The organism is Variovorax sp. Soil_C_17 (genome assembly GCF_057657265.1).
In genome coordinates, this window is record NZ_JBDGIT010000008.1 from 37795 (window position 1) to 53166 (window position 15372).

At 68.5% G+C, this 15372-nt stretch carries 17 protein-coding genes; 2 read left to right on the forward strand and 15 right to left on the reverse strand.

Annotation, left to right across the window (positions count from 1 at the left end; translation table 11 throughout):
- Window positions 1-72: 72 nt before the first annotated feature.
- Complete coding sequence (locus AC3A6Y_RS27655; RefSeq protein WP_487871444.1) at window positions 73-345, reverse strand: hypothetical protein; 273 nt, start codon at window positions 343-345, stop codon at window positions 73-75.
- A 323-nt stretch (window positions 346-668) separates the two neighbouring features.
- Between AC3A6Y_RS27655 and AC3A6Y_RS27660 the strand changes: the two genes are divergently transcribed.
- On the forward strand, window positions 669-1094 hold the full coding sequence (locus AC3A6Y_RS27660) for a nuclear transport factor 2 family protein (protein WP_487871445.1): 426 nt from the start codon (window positions 669-671) through the stop codon (window positions 1092-1094).
- Window positions 1095-1302: 208 nt separating this feature from the next.
- Here the strand turns inward: AC3A6Y_RS27660 and AC3A6Y_RS27665 are convergent, their stop codons facing one another.
- The 13 genes from AC3A6Y_RS27665 to AC3A6Y_RS27725 all read right to left on the reverse strand — a co-directional run bounded on the left by AC3A6Y_RS27665 (window position 1303) and on the right by AC3A6Y_RS27725 (window position 13927).
- A complete protein-coding gene (locus tag AC3A6Y_RS27665) occupies window positions 1303-2346 on the reverse strand; it encodes a branched-chain amino acid ABC transporter permease (RefSeq protein WP_487871446.1) in 1044 nt (347 codons plus the stop codon).
- A gap of 60 nt (window positions 2347-2406) precedes the next feature.
- A complete protein-coding gene (locus tag AC3A6Y_RS27670; RefSeq protein ID WP_487871447.1) occupies window positions 2407-3267 on the reverse strand; it encodes a branched-chain amino acid ABC transporter permease in 861 nt (286 codons plus the stop codon).
- A 26-nt stretch (window positions 3268-3293) separates the two neighbouring features.
- Complete coding sequence (locus tag AC3A6Y_RS27675) at window positions 3294-3995, reverse strand: ABC transporter ATP-binding protein (protein ID WP_487871448.1); 702 nt, start codon at window positions 3993-3995, stop codon at window positions 3294-3296.
- Window positions 3995-4714 carry an ABC transporter ATP-binding protein gene (locus AC3A6Y_RS27680; protein WP_487871449.1) on the reverse strand — a complete coding sequence of 240 codons (720 nt, stop codon included), beginning with the start codon at window positions 4712-4714 and terminating at the stop codon, window positions 3995-3997. Before AC3A6Y_RS27680 ends, AC3A6Y_RS27675 begins: the two co-directional genes overlap by 1 nt.
- Window positions 4711-5967, reverse strand: a complete 1257-nt coding sequence (locus AC3A6Y_RS27685; protein ID WP_487871450.1) for an ABC transporter substrate-binding protein — start codon at window positions 5965-5967, stop codon at window positions 4711-4713. The genes AC3A6Y_RS27680 and AC3A6Y_RS27685 overlap by 4 nt, the downstream gene beginning before the upstream one ends.
- A gap of 46 nt (window positions 5968-6013) precedes the next feature.
- Window positions 6014-7081, reverse strand: a complete 1068-nt coding sequence (locus AC3A6Y_RS27690; RefSeq protein WP_487871451.1) for a maleylacetate reductase — start codon at window positions 7079-7081, stop codon at window positions 6014-6016.
- 9 nt (window positions 7082-7090) lie between these two features.
- Entirely contained in the window at window positions 7091-8554 is a 1464-nt protein-coding gene (locus tag AC3A6Y_RS27695; protein ID WP_487871590.1) for an aldehyde dehydrogenase family protein, read from the reverse strand.
- Between the two features lie 51 nt (window positions 8555-8605).
- Window positions 8606-9082: a nuclear transport factor 2 family protein gene (locus AC3A6Y_RS27700; RefSeq protein ID WP_487871452.1), complete on the reverse strand. Its 477-nt coding sequence runs from the start codon at window positions 9080-9082 to the stop codon at window positions 8606-8608.
- Between the two features lie 16 nt (window positions 9083-9098).
- Window positions 9099-9470 carry a c-type cytochrome gene (locus tag AC3A6Y_RS27705; protein ID WP_487871453.1) on the reverse strand — a complete coding sequence of 124 codons (372 nt, stop codon included), beginning with the start codon at window positions 9468-9470 and terminating at the stop codon, window positions 9099-9101.
- Window positions 9467-11215 carry an FAD-dependent oxidoreductase gene (locus AC3A6Y_RS27710; RefSeq protein WP_487871454.1) on the reverse strand — a complete coding sequence of 583 codons (1749 nt, stop codon included), beginning with the start codon at window positions 11213-11215 and terminating at the stop codon, window positions 9467-9469. The genes AC3A6Y_RS27705 and AC3A6Y_RS27710 overlap by 4 nt, the downstream gene beginning before the upstream one ends.
- Window positions 11216-11284: 69 nt before the next feature.
- Window positions 11285-12292, reverse strand: a complete 1008-nt coding sequence (locus AC3A6Y_RS27715) for a hydroxyquinol 1,2-dioxygenase (protein WP_487871455.1) — start codon at window positions 12290-12292, stop codon at window positions 11285-11287.
- Window positions 12293-12321: 29 nt separating this feature from the next.
- Window positions 12322-12834 carry a cupin domain-containing protein gene (locus AC3A6Y_RS27720; protein WP_487871456.1) on the reverse strand — a complete coding sequence of 171 codons (513 nt, stop codon included), beginning with the start codon at window positions 12832-12834 and terminating at the stop codon, window positions 12322-12324.
- A 142-nt stretch (window positions 12835-12976) separates the two neighbouring features.
- Entirely contained in the window at window positions 12977-13927 is a 951-nt protein-coding gene (locus AC3A6Y_RS27725; RefSeq protein WP_487871457.1) for a LysR family transcriptional regulator, read from the reverse strand.
- Between the two features lie 63 nt (window positions 13928-13990).
- Here AC3A6Y_RS27725 and AC3A6Y_RS27730 point away from each other — a divergent pair, with 63 nt between their 5' ends.
- Window positions 13991-14425: a DUF1841 family protein gene (locus AC3A6Y_RS27730; RefSeq protein WP_487871458.1), complete on the forward strand. Its 435-nt coding sequence runs from the start codon at window positions 13991-13993 to the stop codon at window positions 14423-14425.
- Here the strand turns inward: AC3A6Y_RS27730 and AC3A6Y_RS27735 are convergent.
- On the reverse strand, window positions 14401-15360 hold the full coding sequence (locus AC3A6Y_RS27735; protein WP_487871459.1) for a LysR substrate-binding domain-containing protein: 960 nt from the start codon (window positions 15358-15360) through the stop codon (window positions 14401-14403). The genes AC3A6Y_RS27730 and AC3A6Y_RS27735 overlap by 25 nt on opposite strands.
- Window positions 15361-15372: the final 12 nt, after the last annotated feature.

Sequence of the window (15372 nt, forward strand, 5' to 3'; positions counted from 1 at the left end):
CAAACGAAGAACTCTTGGCGATCCTCGATCGCTCCGGGTCGATGCCCGAAACCTGCACCGCCAGCGCCGTCCTCACTGTACGAACATCAGCGCCAGCCGCTGCGCATCGTGCTCGGCGTCGCCCAGCGCGTCGTCGGGCGTCGCGCGCAGTTCGGTGCACACATGGACGACGCGCTCTTCCGATGCCTCTCGGATCTTCACCACGCCCGACCAGCCGCGCGGGTGCCGCTGGCAGTCCAGCAGCATGGTCTGGCCGTGCGCCTGTGCGAAGACGGACAGGCGCTGGCGCCGTCCCTGGGACCGGCGCCAGATGCGGATGCAGGAGCTCAACAGGGTCGTGAACATGAGCAGGCTCGGATGAAGGCGGGTCGGGTCATTGAACGTCCGCACCGCGGCGGGCGGAAGTGGCGAAAGTCACGCCACGCGCCCGGAATGCAGGCAAGCGCGCAGAACGTGCAAAAGCGCACGGCCTCCAGTGGCCTGCCTGCGACATATCCACCGCCCGCGAGCGCGCCGTGATTCGTAGGCAGCGCGGGGGCATCTGTCCAACGGCCGATTGCGCATTCCGCCGGATGGGGCGCAAGATGCGCGGGTCGTCAGTCGCTGGCGGTCGCAGGGCGATGCGTCCGCTTTTCCGTGAAAGAAGAACCGTAGAACCGGAGGCACTCATGACCGAAGAGGAGAGCAACAACGTGGCGCTGCTCAAGAAGGGCTATGCGCTGTGGAACCAGTCCAAGGCCGACTGCGAGGGCGTCTCCTGCTGGATGGCGCTGCTCTCGGACGACGTGCAGTGGCGCTCGCTGGCCGCAGGCGCTGCCGGCATGGAATTCACCCGGGCCTGCCGCTCGAAGGACGAAGTGCAAAACTATTTTCAGGAGCTGGGCAAGGACTGGGAACTGCTCAGCTACGACGCGGACGAGTTCATCGCCCAGGGCGATCGCGTCGTGATGCTGGGCAGCTGCGAATGGAAGCACCGCGGCACCGGCAAGATCGTGAAGTCGCCCAAGGCCGACGTGCATCGCCTTCGCGATGGCAAGGTCGTGGACTTCATGGAGTTCTACGACACCGCGGGCGCGCTCGCGGCGGCCGGGTAGCGGCACCTGGCGCGGGCGCTGCCAGGTCCCGCCCACCGGCGTTCGGGCGCGGAGCCGCCGGCAGGCGAAAACTTGACGATCACGGGGTGGCCGTCGTCGCGGATGGTGCAGAACTTGGGCTGCTCGCCGCCCGCGGAAGAGCCGGGCAGCGCACCATGCATCGGGCCTCGGCCGGCTCGGCATCGCTGCCGGCAGCCATTCGCTTGGCTCAACGCCGTGGCACGCGCTCGCCATCCGCCAGCACCCGCTGCGTCGGAAACAGCGACCACCCCCAGCGCTGCTGCGCATACCCCCACAGGCCCTGCTTGAAGAAGATCGTCACCACGATCGCCAGCAGTCCCAGTCCCAGCAGGTACCAGGTCCCATAGTCGCTCAAGAACTTGTTGAGCGCCCAGAAGATCAGTGCCCCCACCAGCGGCCCCTCGATGCGCCCGATGCCGCCGATCACCACCATGAAGATTGCGAAGGCCGTCCAGTTCACGCTGAAGGCGGCGTCCGGGCTGATGCGCAGGTTGCCGACGAAATAGAGGGCCCCCGCCAGGCCTGCGCCGAAGGCCGCCACCACATACACGGCGAGCTTCATGCGCACCACCGGGATGCCCTGCGACTCGGCCGCGACCTCGTTGTCGCGAATCGCGAGCAAAGCCAGGCCGCGCTTGCTGCGCAGGAACAAATAGACCAGCGCGATGGCAGCCACCACGCAAGCCAGCGCCATCCAGTAGGTCACGCTCTCGCGCGTCGCACGCTCGATGCCGCGCAGCGCGGTCAGCGTGGTGCCGGAGCCGCCGCCCACCGCGGAGACGTTCGCGAAGCTGAGGCGGAACACCTCCGCGATGACCCAAGTGCCGATGGCAAAGTAGCCGCCCGAGAGCCGGAAGGCGACGAAGGACACCGGCACCGCGATCGCTGCGGCCGCCAGCGCGCCCAGCGGAATCGCGATGAAGGGATTCACGCCCGCGAAGTTGCCCAGCATGAGCATCACGTAGCCGCCGAAGCCGAAGAAGGCCTGCTGCCCGATGCTGACCATGCCGCCGTAGCCGGCGAGCAGGTTCCACATGATCGCGAAGATGAGGTAGCAGGCGATCTCGACGAACTCCCGCATCCAGCTCGACTCGCCCCAGAAGGGCAGCGTGGCGGCGAGCACGGCCAGCGCGACGGCCACGCCGAGCGCGGCCCGGCTGGCAACGGTGCTGCGCACCACGTCGAAGGCCGCAGGCGTGGTGCTCGCGGCGAGGGGTGGGTTGCGGGTCATCGGAGTACCTTCGCCTTCGGCTGCGGATTTGACTTGGGAACGGGCGGGCGGCTCATCGCCTCAGCCTCGCGTCTTGGGGAACAGCCCCTGCGGCCGGAGCACCAGCACAATCAGGAACACGATGTGGCCGACCCAGATGCCCCAGCCCGGATCGAGCCGGAAGCCGATCTGCTGCGTGATGCCGAGGATCATTGCGCCCGCCAGCGTGCCCCAGAAGGAGCCCATGCCGCCGATGATCACGGCCTCGAAGGCGAACAGCAGCAGCAGCGGCCCGTCCGAGGGCGAGACCGTCGTGCGCATGCCCTGCAGCGCGCCGGCCACGGCGATCAGCACGAAGGCGATGGCGGTGGCGAAGGCGTAGACCTTCTTCGCATCCAGTCCCATGAGCTCGGCGATTTCACGATCGTCCGACACGGCGCGGAAGGAGCGGCCCAGCGCGGTGCGTGCGAACAGCCATTGCAGCCCGGCGGTGGCGGCGACCGCGATGGCGAGAATCACCAGCGGCAGCACGCCCAGCGAGATCGATTCGCCGAGCGCGAGGCCCTGCGTGTTGAGGCCGCCGGTCTCGATCGATCGCGGGTCGGCCGAGAACAGCTCCAGCAGCAGGTTCTGGATGACGATCGAAAGCCCGAAGGTCACGACCAGCGAGGGCAGCGGGTCCTTGCCCAGCGTGCCGTTGAGCACGTAGCGCTGCAGCGCGTAGCCGAAGCCGAAGGCCAGGGGCAGCACGGCCAGTGCGACGGCGAAGGGCGCGCCGCCCGCCAGCGCGGTGCCGGCGACCACCGCGAAGGCGCCGAGGATGATGAAGTCGCCCTGCGCGGTGTTGGTGAGGCGCATGACGCCGAACATCAGCGACTGGCCCAGCGCGAAGAGCGTGTAGAGGCCGCCGAGGAGGATGCCTTGGAGGAAGATTTCGATCATGGTGTGGCGGGGCTCCGTCTTCGTTCCTAGATGCCGAAGTAGGCCTGCGAGATCTGCTCGCGCGAGAGCGCGTCGGAGCGGCCGGCGAGCGAGACGCGGCCCTCCTGCAGGCAGCAGATGCGCTGCGACACGCGCTGGGCCATGGTCAGGTCCTGCTCGACGATCACCACCGTCATGCCCTCGCCGGTGATGGCGGGCATCGCAGCGTAGATCTCGCGGATCACGATCGGCGCCAGGCCGAGCGAGAGCTCGTCGCACAGGAGCAGCTCGGGGTTGCTCATCAGCGCGCGGCCCAGCGCCACCATCTGCTGCTGGCCGCCCGACAGCTCGGTGCCGGGGTTGTGGCGCTTCTCGGCCAGGATGGGAAAGAGGCCGTAGAGGCGCTGCAGGTTCCATGGACCCTTGCGGCCGGCCAGGCCGCCGATCAGCAGGTTCTCCTCGACGCTCAGGCTGGGGAAGAGACGGCGGCCCTCGGGCACCATCGCGAGGCCGCGCTTGACGATCTCGCCGGGTGGCAGGCCGCCGATGGCCTCGCCCTTGAAGCGCACCGCCTCGCGCGGGGTGCGCACCAGGCCCGTGAGGCACTTGAGCAGCGTGGACTTGCCCGCACCATTGGCGCCGATGATCGCGACCAGCTCGCCCTGGGCGAGGGAAAGGTCGATGCCGAAGAGGGCCTGGGCATCGCCGTAGAAGGCCTGGAGGCCATGGGCTTCGAGCAGCGCGCTCATCATGCTTCCATCCCCATGTACACACGGCGCACCTCGGAGTCGCCCATCACTGCACGCGGCTCCCCCTCCGCCAGCTTCTGCCCGAAGTTGATGACGAACAGCCGATCGGCCAGCGACAGCAGCGCATGCACCACATGCTCGATCCAGATCATGGTCACCCCGCGCGCCTTGATGCGCTTCAACTCCTCCACCAGCAGGCGGGCCTCGGGCTCGGTCAGCCCGCCCGCGATCTCGTCGAGCAGCAGCAGCCTGGGGCGCGTCGCCAGCGCGCGTGCCAGCTCCAGCCGCTTGCGGTCCAGCAGCGTGAGCCCGCCGGCCGGCCTGTTGGCGTGCGCCATCAGCCCGGTCTCGGCCAGGACCTCGTGCGCTGTCTTCCAGGCCTCGCGCTCGGGCTGGCCGCCGCCGAAGCAGGCGGCCGTGACCAGGTTCTCGAACACGCTCATGTTGCCGAAGGGCTGCGGCACCTGGTAGCTGCGGCCGATGCCGGCATGGCAGCGCTGGTGCGGCTTGAGGGCGGTCACGTCGCGCCCCTCGTACTCGACGCGGCCGGCATCGACGCGCACGTCGCCCGAGATCAGGTTGAACAACGTGGTCTTGCCCGCGCCATTGGGCCCGAGGATGCCCAGGGTTTCGCCCTCGGCCACCGCGAGCGTGATGTCGTCGGTGACCTTGAGCGCGCCGTAGGACTTGCGAACGCCATGCAGCGCAAGGAGCGTCATGACAGCAGCTGCAGCGTGCCCGTGGCCGGGATGTTCCTTGCGGCCTCGTTGTTGACGATGCTCAGCTCGACCTTGTACTTCTGGCCCTTGTTCCACTGGCCCAGCACCAGGGGCGTCTTGCTCACGTTCTTGAATGGCCCCTGCCCGCCCCACTTCACCGGGCCGACCACCGTATCGAGCGAAGTCGCCGCGACGGCGTCGCGCACGTCGCCGGCCTTGGTCGACTTGGCGCGCGAGAGCGCGTTCGAGGCGACCTCGAACAAGGCATGCGCAAAGCCGATCGGCTGCGTCCACTGCTTCTTCGCGCCGGCCTCGTAGGCCTCGGCCAGCGACTTCGCGCTCTGCTTCGTCAGGCTCGACGTGAAGGGATGAGAAGGGCTCCACCACACCTCCGTCGACAAGCCATGGCCCAGCTCGCCCAGCGCCTCGATCGCACCCGGGAACAGCAGCGCCTTCCCCAGCGTGACGACCTTGGGCTTGAAGCCCTGCTGCCGCGCCTGCGTGAGAAAAGTCTTGGCATCGGGCGGGATCACCACGCCGGTCACGATCTCGACGTTGTCGCGCTTGAAGGCGGCGATCTGCGCGCTGAAATCCTGCGTGCCGTTCTGGAACCGGCCGGGGTCGGTGAGCGTGAAGCCCATCTGCGACAGCGGCTTCGGAAAGCCGAGCTCCTTGTCGCCCCAGGCGTTGCCGTCGCCGTCATTGGGGAAGAGCCCGCCCACCTTCTTGTTGGTGCTGACGGTCTTCCAACCATTGGTGAAATTGGCGATGACGTCCTCGAGCCCCCAGAACAGGTGGTAGGTCCAGGCGAAGCCCTTGGCCGGATCGCCCTTGCGGCCGAAGAACCAGGGCTGCCAGGGCACCACGCTGGAGACGCAGGGCACCTCGTTCAGCTCGCAGGCGTCGCTCACCGGGTTGGCGGTCTCGGGCGTGCCGGCGGTGAGCACCAGCGCGACCTTGTCCTTGAGGATCAGGTCGTTGGCGACCTCGCCCGCGCGGTTGGGATTGGACTGGCTGTCCTTGAGCACGATCTGCACCGCGTACTTCTTCCCGCCGACGGCGATCCCGTCCTTGAAGGCGGTCTTCATCTGGTCGATGACCCACTTGTCGGCCTCGCCGAAGGGCGCCAGCGGGCCGGTCTGCGGCGAGACATAGCCGATCTTGAGCGTGTCGGCGGCGAACACCAGCGGCGCTGCCCCGCCGGCGGCCAGGGCGGCCGCGGCCTGGGTGAACTGTCTGCGATTGAGGGTCATGGTGGTCTCCTTCGTCGTTCTCTTCTTGCACAAACCAGTGATGGCGTCAGGCGGGCGGCGCGCCCTCGTAGGCGCGCTGCAGCAGCGCGCGGATGGCGCCGCGCTCCGCCGGGCCGAAAGGCCGCGGATTCCAGTAGGGGTTGCTCACCGCCAGATCGGCGGCGCGGTCCAGGTCGGCCTCCTGCATGCCGATGTCCTTCAGCGCGGTCGGCGCGCCGTTGTCGCGCGCCAGCGCCTGCAGGCCTTGCGCGGCGTCGGACGTGCCCAGCGCTCTCGCGATGCGCTGCATCGCACCCGGCGCCGCCTCGGCATTGAAGGCGATCGCATGCGGCAGCACCACCGTGTGCACCTCCGCATGCGGCAGGTTGAAGCTGCCGCCCAGCGTGTGGCACAGCTTGTGGTGCAGCGCCATGCCCACATTGCCCAGCACGCTGCCGCACAGCCAGGCGCCGTAGAGGGCATCGGACCTCGCCTCGATGTCCTCGGGGCTGCGCCGGATCGCCGGCAGCGCCCGCGCGATGGCGGCGATGCCTTCCTCGGCCATCAGGTCCATCACCGGATTGCTGTCCTGCGCATACAGGCCCTCGGCCGCATGGGCGATGGCGTTGATGCCGCTGGTCACGCTCAGGCCCACCGGCAGGCTGCGCGAGAGCTCGGGGTCGTAGATCACGGTGCGCGGCACCACCCGGAAGTCCTTGCCGGTCTTCTTGAGGCCGGCTTCGGTCAGGCCGTAGATGGGCGTCATCTCGCTGCCGGCGTAGGTGGTGGGAATGGCCACGATGGGCAGGCCCGCCTCCAGCGCGATGGCCTTGCCCAGGCCGGTGGTGGAGCCGCCGCCGATGGCCACGGCGCAGTCGGCGTCGAGCTTGCGTGCGGCTTCACGGGCCGCGCGGGCGGTCTCGATGGGCACATGCATGACGGCCCGGTCGAAGATGCCGGCGGCCTGCGGGCCGAGCAGCGCGGCCACGCGCTCGGCCTGGCCGCGCTGCTCGGGCGTCGAGAGCACCAGGGCGCGCCGCGCGCCCAGCGCCTCGATCTCGCGGCCCAGGCGGGCCAGGCTGCCGGCGCCGAAGACCACGCGCTGCGGCTGGCTGATGTAGATGAAGTCGCGCATGGGGATCGATCAGCGCACGAAGTGCGGCGGGATCTGCGCGTCGACATTGACCCACACGCTCTTGACCTGGGTGTACTCGCGCATCGCGTCGAAGCCCATCTCGCGGCCGTAGCCGCTCTGGCCCACGCCGCCGAAGGGCGAGCCCGGATTCACGCGCTTGTAGCTGTTGATCCAGACCATGCCGGCATGCAGATCGCGTGCGACACGATGGGCGCGTTGGAGGTTGGTCGTCCACAGGCCGCTGCCGAGGCCGTAGTCGGTGCCGTTGGCGATGCGCAGGGCCTCCTCGTCGTCCCTGAAGGTGAGCACCGTGACGAAGGGGCCGAAGACTTCCTCCTGCGCCACGCGGTCTCGGAAGGAGCTCGCGCGCACGACCGTCGGCTCGACATAGCAGCCCCGCGCCAGCTCGCCTGCGGGCGACTTGCCGCCCGCGAGCACCTCCCCGCCCTCCCCCTTCGCGACCTCGACGTAGCTCAGCACGCGCTCGCGATGCTGGGCGCTGGTGAGCGGGCCCATCTCGGTGGCCTCGTCGAGGGGATCGCCGAGCCTGATCGACTGCGCCAGAGGGATGAACCGATCGAGGAAGGCATCGGCGATCCTCTCGTGCAGCATCAGCCGCGAGCCCGCGATGCAGGCCTGCCCCTGGTTGTGGAAGATCGCCCAGGCGCTGCCGTTGATGGCGGCCTGCAGGTTGGCGTCCTCGAACACGATGTTGGGGCCCTTGCCGCCAAGCTCCAGCTGCACCTTCTTGAGGTTGCCGGCGCTGGCCGCGACGATGCGCCTGCCGGTCGCGGTGCTGCCGGTGAAGGCGATCTTGGCGATCTCCGGATGCTCGGCGATGTACTGCCCCGCGACGCTGCCCAGCCCCGGCACCATGTTGACCACGCCCGCGGGCATGCCGGCCTCGGCCATCAGCTCGACGATCTTGAGCGAGCTGAGCGGCGTGATCTCGGCCGGCTTCATCACGATGCAGTTGCCGGCCGCGAGCGCGGGCGCCATCTTCCAGCTGGTGAACATCAGCGGGAAGTTCCACGGCACCACCTGGCCCACGATGCCGACCGGCTCGCGCAGCGTGTAGTTGAGGAAGCCGGCCTCGACCGGAATGGTCTCGCCCTGGAACTTGTCGGCCATGCCGCCGAAATAGCGAAAGCATGCCGCCGTGCGCGGCACGTCGAGGCGGCGCGAGTCGCGCAGCGGATGGCCGGTGTCCAGCGACTCGAGGCGCGCGAGCTCCTCGGCGTTGGCCTCGATCAGGTCGGCGAGCTTCAGCAGGATGCGGCCGCGGTCCGCCGCGGCCATGCGGCTCCAGGCCGGAAAGGCGCGCCTGGCGGCGGCCACCGCCTTGTCGACATCGGCCTTGCCCGCCAGCGCCACCTCGGCAATGGTCGAGTTGTCGTGCGGGTTGAGCGTGGCGAGCGTCTCGCCGGACTCGGCATCGACGAAGCGGCCGTCGATGAAGAGCTGGTGGCGGATCGGCGTCTTGAGGCCGGCGGCCTGCTGGATGGCTGCGAGGTTCATGATGGTTCAGTTGTCGGTGCCTCGCCCGGCCAGCCAGGGATAGCGTGCCGTGTCCTTGCCGGCGTAGTCGGGGTCGAGGTAGATGAAGCAGCGCTGGATCAGGAAGTCGCGCACCTCGAACACATCGCACCAGCGGCCGGCACCCCACTCCGGCACGCCGGCGCGCCAGGGGCCGTCGGCATGCTCGCCGTGGCTCGTGCCTTCGCAGGCGAACAGGTCGGTGCCGGTGAAGATCCAGTTGAAGCCGGCGTAGTCGTGGCGAATGGACTTGCCGCGGCTGCCCACCTCGCCGAAGAGCTTGCCGATCTCGTCCTTGCCGTTGGCCAGCCCCCACTTGGGGAAGTAGACCTGCGCATCGCCGTCGAACAGGTCGAGGATGGAGCCGCCGGTGGAGGTGATGCCGCCGTTGTCGTAGGCCTTGAGGTATTCGAGGGCCACCGACTTGCGTTGCTCGTCGGTCATGGATTGACGGGTGATGGCCATGGTGGGTCTCCTTCTTTCACTTGAGTGACTGCATGTACTCGATGAGCGCGGCGCGCTTCTTCGGGTCGTCCTGGAAATAGGCCATCGTGCTGCCGGGCGCGACGGCCTGGGTGTCGGCAAGCCACTTGTCGAGCAGCGCGCGGTCCCAGGTCTTGCCTTTCATCGCGTCGAGGTACTGCTTCGAGTAGCTGAAGCCGGGGCTGCCCGCGGCGGGCTTGCCGAGCAGGCCGTGGAGATTGGGGCCCACGCCGTTCGGCTCGCCCTTGCCGAAGCTGTGGCACTGGGTGCAGGCGTTCTGGGCCAGGCGCTGGCCCGGCGATTGCGCGTGAGCCGGGTTCGCGGCGGCCGCGAGGAGTGCGGCGATCGGGAGCAGCAGCGCCGATTTCATGCGGCACTCCTGCCTTCGGCATGGGCCGCATTCGCCGCCCGGTAGGCGAAGGCGATGATCGGCCCCAGCGTCGCGCCACCCGCCCAGTAGGCGCGCCCCGAGGCAGACGCCACGCAGTTGCCGACGCCGTAAAGGCCGGGGATGGGCTGGTCGCGAGCGTCGAGCACCCGGCCGCTGGGATCGGTCTTCGGGCCGCCCTTGGTGTCGAGCGTGCCGGCGACCACCAGCGCCGCGTAGTAGGGGCCGGTTTCGGCCAGCGGCCACATCGTGGGATTGCTGCGGCCGGGTTCGGCCTTCACGTCGCCGTTGAAGAGCTGTTCCACCACCCGCTCGCCGCGGTGGAAGTCCAGGTCCTTGCCGGTCTTGGCGAATTGGTTGAAGCGCGCGATGGCGGCCTGCAGATTGGGCAGGAACTCGGGCGCCAGCCGGGCGCCGCCGATGGCGCTCGCGTGCTTGACGAAGCGTTCGTCGATGGCGCGCGCCAGCTCGGCCAGCGTGGCGCCCTTGATCACATGGCGGTCGTCGGTGCCGGGCGGCACGATCAGCCGCCCATACTCGGCGCTGGCCGAATGCTGCTGCGAGCGCTGGTCCCAGATCGCGATGCGCACGAGGTTCGGGTACTCGGCCTTGGCGCCGTCCCACTCGAAGAAGGTCTGGGCCAGCTCGTTGTACTGCAGCTTCTCGTTGACGTTGCGATGTCCGTACTTGTTGACGAAGAGCATCGAGTCGCCGGCCACCGAGAACATGCCGGAGATGGAGCCGTCCTTCGCGATCGCCTTTTCCAGCGGGATCGGGCAGGTCCAGGCGTAGTTCATGTTGCGCAGCTGCGCACCCAGCGCGCCGGCGATCGGCACGAAGTCGCCTTCGTTGCTCGGGGCCGCGCAGCCGCCGAAGATGGGGCCGTTGAGGAAGTTCTTGCGCAACTCCACGTTGTGGGTGAAGCCGCCGGTGGCGAAGATCACGGCCTTGCGGGCGCGCAGGCGCACGGTGGCGTCGAGTTCGTCCCTGGCCTCGACGCCGATCACGCGGCCGCTCTTGTCCTGGAGGAGCTTGGTGACGCGCATGCCGGTACGTATCGGGATGCCCTCCTGCCTTGCCTTGGTGGACAGGGTGCGCACCGCCACCAGGCCACCGTCGGACATGCTGGGGATCGCCTCCTTGGGCACCAGCACGCGGCCCTTGGGCGCCTTGTCCTCGGGCAGCTCGGCGAAGTAGTCGGGGACGTCGGCCACGTGGCGGTAAGGCAGTGCGCCCTTGGCCGCCAGCAGCTCGGCTGCGGGCGAGGCGCTGTCGTAGAAGGCGGAGCACATGTCGTACTCCCACTGGCTGAAGCCGTAGCGCGGGTGGCTGGGGTCGTAACCCTGCGGGTTCGACAGCCGCGCGACGTACTTCAGGAAGTCGGGCTTGGGGTCGGCGATACCGGCCTTCTTCATGGCCTCGTTGTTCGGCACCCAGTACCAGAAGGCGGCCTTGGCGGTGGTGCCGCCGATGCTGCCGGCCTTCTCCAGGATGACGGCGCTGTTGCCCTGCCAGCGCGCGAACAGCGCCGAGGCCAGGCCGCCGCAGCCGCTGCCGGCGACCACGATGTCGTAGGTGGCGTCGAATGCCGGTGCCGGTGCCGCGTCGGCCTCTTGCGTCGCGAGCCCCAGGGTTGCCGCCGCGACGGCTGCCGAGCCGGCGCCGGCTTGCTGCATGAATCGCCGGCGCGAAGCTGCGCCGGCATCGGACCGGATGCGGTCTGCCATTTGTTGTCTCCTCTGGAAAGAAGCGAAGCTCGGAAGGACGCGCCGCAAGTGCGGCGCGTTATCGCCTGTTTAGAAGCTCACCGGGATCTCGGGGCTCTCGCCCTTCTGGATCTCGTAGACCAGGCTCGGCGAGCCGTTCTCCCACACCAGCAGCATCGAGCGCTTGGGGCTGAAGCCCTGGTGGCGGCAGTAGGCAGGCATGGCGGCCATGTCGCCGGCCTTCATGATCACGCGGGCCATCGGCCGGCCGGTGTTCTTGTCGCCGCAGTCCCAATGGATCTCGTCGGTCATCTGGAAGAACCACTCGACGCGGTCGTTGCCGTGGATGATCGGCAGGATGTGCTCTTCGGTGGTCGGGCACATGAAGCTGTGCTTGACGACCGAGGTGAAGCTCGGGTTCCACGTCACCTGCGAGCGGCTCAGGAAGCCGAAGAGGTTGAAGGCATGGACCTCGTTCTCGAAGCCGGGCTCGGGATGCAGCTCGGGCTGGCCCTGCGGCACGTCGGCGAAGGCGCGGTTGACCGGGGCGCCGGTGTCGTCGCTGCGCAGCCGGAGGTCGTCCTTCAGGCCGACGCAGCGCTTGGCGAGCTCGCGGGCCCGCGTGATCTTGGCGGTGTTGTTGCCCTTCTTGCGGCCATAGGGCGAGCCGGTTTCCTGCGGCGCGCTGAAGGGGTCGAAGCTCTCGTTCGTCCAGTCGTCGAGCATGGCCTCGAAGGTGGCGCGGATCTGGGCGGTGGGAAAGTTCTCCAGCAGGTCGATGCCCGCTTCCTTCATGGTGCCGTTGTAGCTGCCGGCGTAGAGGTCGACCGACTGGTAGTGGTTGACGGTGCCGACCACGTCGTCGAAGTTGACCCAGCCGTAGAAGAAGCCCCAGGCGACGTCGCGCATCAGGGCGCGCAGGTAGTTGCCGACGTCCAGCGTGTGGCTCATCGGGCGCCCGTCGCGGGTCTTCCAGGTGATGTGGGCGAAGTACTCGTCGCGGTGGAAGCCGAAGCTGCCGAGCTCGAAGTCCTTGTAGCCGAGCGTGGCGTCCGGCCGGGACGCGATGACCTTGGCGAGTTCTGCGGGTGCGTTCATGGCTTGTCTCCTCTGGGTATGGTTGGGGCTCAGTGGGTCTGGCAGATGTCGGCCCACTTCTCGACGGAGAGTTCGCCCTTGCACGTTTGCAGCACGATCACGCCGGGCTCGCCGGGCGCGCGGAACTGGTAAGCGGTGTTCTTCGGCAGCAGGCCCTGGTGGCCGCGCGTGAGCTTCATCCAGCCCATCTTCCGGCCCTTGGGTTCGCCCTTCACGAAGACGGCGCCGTTTTTCTCTGCGTCGCCGACCGTCTGGGAATCATCGAGCTTGACGAGGTGCACCTCGACCTCGCCGTCCATCACCAGCGCGAACTCGTCATGCGCGCAGGTGTACCAAGGCGAGCTGCCCTCGGCACGCAGGGTCTCGAGCACGTAGATCTGGTTCTGGCCGAACACGACCTTTTCATAGGGCTTGCTCTTGCTGGCGATGTCGAAGCAGTTGGACATCGCGTAGTGCTTGACATCGTCGGCGATGGGCTCGACGTGCCCCTTCTCGTAACTCTTGAGCGATCCGAAGCGGGTCTGGTAAGCGGTGGCGGTCATGGGCTTGTCTCCTGGGTCGGCCTTGCAGCGGGTGCTGCGATGGAACGAACTGTAGGAAGCCGGGAGCGCCTTCGGTAGGGATCAAAAGCGGGCCGCATTGTTCGCAGAACGCGGTCAATCGGCAGGGTTTTCCCGGTAGACCCTAGACCTCGGCCACCAATTCGGCCGGCAACAACCCGCGCTCGATCATCTCGGCATCCCAGGGCGCCACCCGCGTGAAAGCCGCCGTGATGTGCTCGATGAAGAGCTTGAGCTTGAAGGCATTGCGCGAGGTGCCCGCATAGACCGCGTTGAGCGAGAACGACGACAGCTGGTGCTCAGGCAGCACCACCTTCAGCTGCCCGCGCAGGATGGGGTCGCCCGCCACCAGCGTCGGCAGGCACACGATGCCGGCATGCTCCAGCGCGTACTCGCGCAGCAGGTGGACGCTGTTGGTGAGCAGCGCGGCGGTCATGTAGATCGTCACCTGCTCGCTCTCGTGATGAAAGGTCCACCGGTCGCGGCTCGGGTAGCCGGAGTACAGCCCCAGCCGGTGCTTGTGCAGCTCGCGCGGCGTCTGCGGCGTGCCGTTCGCGCGCAGGTACTCGGGCGTGGCGCAGAACACGCGGCGCACGGGAAACAGCGGGCGCGAGACCAGCTCGGTGGAGGCGGCCGGAAAGATCTGCAGCGCGCAATCCACCCCTGCCTTGACCGGATCGACCACCGTGTCGCTCACGATCAGCTCCAGGTGGATGTCGGGATAGCTGGCCTGGAAAGCGCGCAGCACCGACGCCAGATGGCCCAGCACGAAGCCGGTCAGCGCATGGATGCGCAGCGTGCCCGTGGGCCCGGCGCGGGCGCCGCGCATCTGGTCCATGACGTCGTTGGCCCGGCCCACGAGCTCGATGCAGTCGCGCAGGAAGGCCTGTCCGACGTCGCTGAGCCGCACCACGCGCGTGCTGCGGTGGAAGAGCGGCGCGCCCACGTGCTCCTCCAGTTGCTTGACCCGGGTCGTGACCACCGACTTGGCCACGCGCATCTGCCGGGCCGCCTCGGCGAAGCTCTGCGTCTGCGCCACCCGGACGAATGTCTCGATGTTTTCCAGTCGGTCCATGGCTTCGCAATGTAGCGGCGGCACGGGGCATTTGCTCTTGGGGCCGGTGCTAACCTCTTGCCCATGTTCAATCCCACCCAGGAAGAAGTGCGCCGCTTCTTCTGCGACGTCTACGCCAAGAGCCGGCAGGGCCTGCCGATGGAAGCGCTGGAGATCATCGCCAGCCGATGGATCGACGAGCACCCCGAGTACCACGCCGACCTGGCCGATGCCGACGCGGCAGTGGCGCGCGTCTACGACGGCAAGGACGGACGCGAGAACCCCTTCCTGCATCTGTCGATGCACCTGTCGATCAGCGAGCAATGCTCCATCGACCAGCCGCGCGGCATCCGACAGGCGGTCGAGTTGCTGGCCGCACGCCGCGACTCGCTGCTGGAGGCGCACCACGAGGCCATGGAGTGCCTGGGGCAAATGATGTGGGAGAGCCAGCGCGCCGGCCGCCCGCCCGACGGCGAGGCCTACGTGGCCTGCGTTCAGCGGCGCGCCACGCGCGACTGATCCGCGCCGCTCTCGCGCAGCAGGGCGATCAGTGCATGGCGCGCGGCCGAGGGTTCGGCATCGCTGCGCAGCAGCAGGCCCACCGGCTCCTCGGTGCCCGCGGTGTCGACCGCCAGGCGCACCAGCTGTCCGCTGGCGAGGTCGTCGAGCGCGGCGCCGATGGGTGTGAACCACACGGCATCGGAGCGCAGCAGCAGCGCCCGCGCCACCGACAGGTCCAGCGTCTGCGTCCCATGCGCCGGCAGGCGCAGGCCGAGGCCCGACAGAAAGCTCTCGGTGTGGTGGCGCGGGATCGTGCTCTCGCTGTAGATCACCAGGGGATAGTTCAACACCTCCTGCACCGAAGGCGCAGCACCCGCCAGCGGATGGCCGGCGCGCGCGACCAGGGCCAACGGCTCGGTGTAGAGCAGTTCGAAGGTGAGGCCGGCCATCAGCTGCGGGTCGCTCATGCGGCCGGCCACCAGGTCCAGCTCGCCGGCACGCAGCGCATCGAGCAGGAGTGCGTTGGCACCGGTCTGCACCTGCACTTGCACCTGGGGCAAGCGCTCGCGCAGAGCGGCCAGCGCCGCCGGCAACAGGGAGGGTGCCACGCTGGGCAGCGCGCCGATGCGCAGGCGCTCCAGGCGCGCGCCGGCGACGGGCATCAGCGCCAGGGCGCTGGCGTCGAGGGCCTCCAGCACGCGCAGCGCATGCGCCAGCAACTGCTCGCCGGCGACGGTGAAGCCTTGAATGCCGCGCCGCCCCGCCATGCCGCGCTCCACCAGCCGGGCGCCGGCCAGCGCCTCGAGCTCGGCCAGGGTCTTGGAGACCGCCGGCTGGCTCAAGGCGAGCCGCTCGGCCGCACGGGCCAGATGGCGCTCCTGCGCCACCGCCACCAGGCAGCGCAGGTGCCTGAGCTGCACACCGCGCAGGAAGGCTTCGGACTTGGCGGTCATTCAATTACCAAT

What these genes read in the sequence shown, in the direction of transcription:
- AC3A6Y_RS27660 (WP_487871445.1), top strand. Translation starts at nt 669, where the DNA reads ATGACCGAAGAGGAGAGCAACAACGTGGCGCTGCTCAAGAAGGGCTAT.
- AC3A6Y_RS27700 (WP_487871452.1), bottom strand. Translation starts at nt 9,082, where the DNA reads ATGGCCATCACCCGTCAATCCATGACCGACGAGCAACGCAAGTCGGTG.
- AC3A6Y_RS27730 (WP_487871458.1), top strand. Translation starts at nt 13,991, where the DNA reads ATGTTCAATCCCACCCAGGAAGAAGTGCGCCGCTTCTTCTGCGACGTC.
- AC3A6Y_RS27710 (WP_487871454.1), bottom strand. Translation starts at nt 11,215, where the DNA reads ATGGCAGACCGCATCCGGTCCGATGCCGGCGCAGCTTCGCGCCGGCGA.
- AC3A6Y_RS27670 (WP_487871447.1), bottom strand. Translation starts at nt 3,267, where the DNA reads ATGATCGAAATCTTCCTCCAAGGCATCCTCCTCGGCGGCCTCTACACG.
- AC3A6Y_RS27665 (WP_487871446.1), bottom strand. Translation starts at nt 2,346, where the DNA reads ATGACCCGCAACCCACCCCTCGCCGCGAGCACCACGCCTGCGGCCTTC.
- AC3A6Y_RS27735 (WP_487871459.1), bottom strand. Translation starts at nt 15,360, where the DNA reads ATGACCGCCAAGTCCGAAGCCTTCCTGCGCGGTGTGCAGCTCAGGCAC.
- AC3A6Y_RS27725 (WP_487871457.1), bottom strand. Translation starts at nt 13,927, where the DNA reads ATGGACCGACTGGAAAACATCGAGACATTCGTCCGGGTGGCGCAGACG.
- AC3A6Y_RS27685 (WP_487871450.1), bottom strand. Translation starts at nt 5,967, where the DNA reads ATGACCCTCAATCGCAGACAGTTCACCCAGGCCGCGGCCGCCCTGGCC.
- AC3A6Y_RS27680 (WP_487871449.1), bottom strand. Translation starts at nt 4,714, where the DNA reads ATGACGCTCCTTGCGCTGCATGGCGTTCGCAAGTCCTACGGCGCGCTC.
- AC3A6Y_RS27705 (WP_487871453.1), bottom strand. Translation starts at nt 9,470, where the DNA reads ATGAAATCGGCGCTGCTGCTCCCGATCGCCGCACTCCTCGCGGCCGCC.
- AC3A6Y_RS27655 (WP_487871444.1), bottom strand. Translation starts at nt 345, where the DNA reads ATGTTCACGACCCTGTTGAGCTCCTGCATCCGCATCTGGCGCCGGTCC.
- AC3A6Y_RS27675 (WP_487871448.1), bottom strand. Translation starts at nt 3,995, where the DNA reads ATGAGCGCGCTGCTCGAAGCCCATGGCCTCCAGGCCTTCTACGGCGAT.
- AC3A6Y_RS27720 (WP_487871456.1), bottom strand. Translation starts at nt 12,834, where the DNA reads ATGACCGCCACCGCTTACCAGACCCGCTTCGGATCGCTCAAGAGTTAC.
- AC3A6Y_RS27690 (WP_487871451.1), bottom strand. Translation starts at nt 7,081, where the DNA reads ATGCGCGACTTCATCTACATCAGCCAGCCGCAGCGCGTGGTCTTCGGC.
- AC3A6Y_RS27715 (WP_487871455.1), bottom strand. Translation starts at nt 12,292, where the DNA reads ATGAACGCACCCGCAGAACTCGCCAAGGTCATCGCGTCCCGGCCGGAC.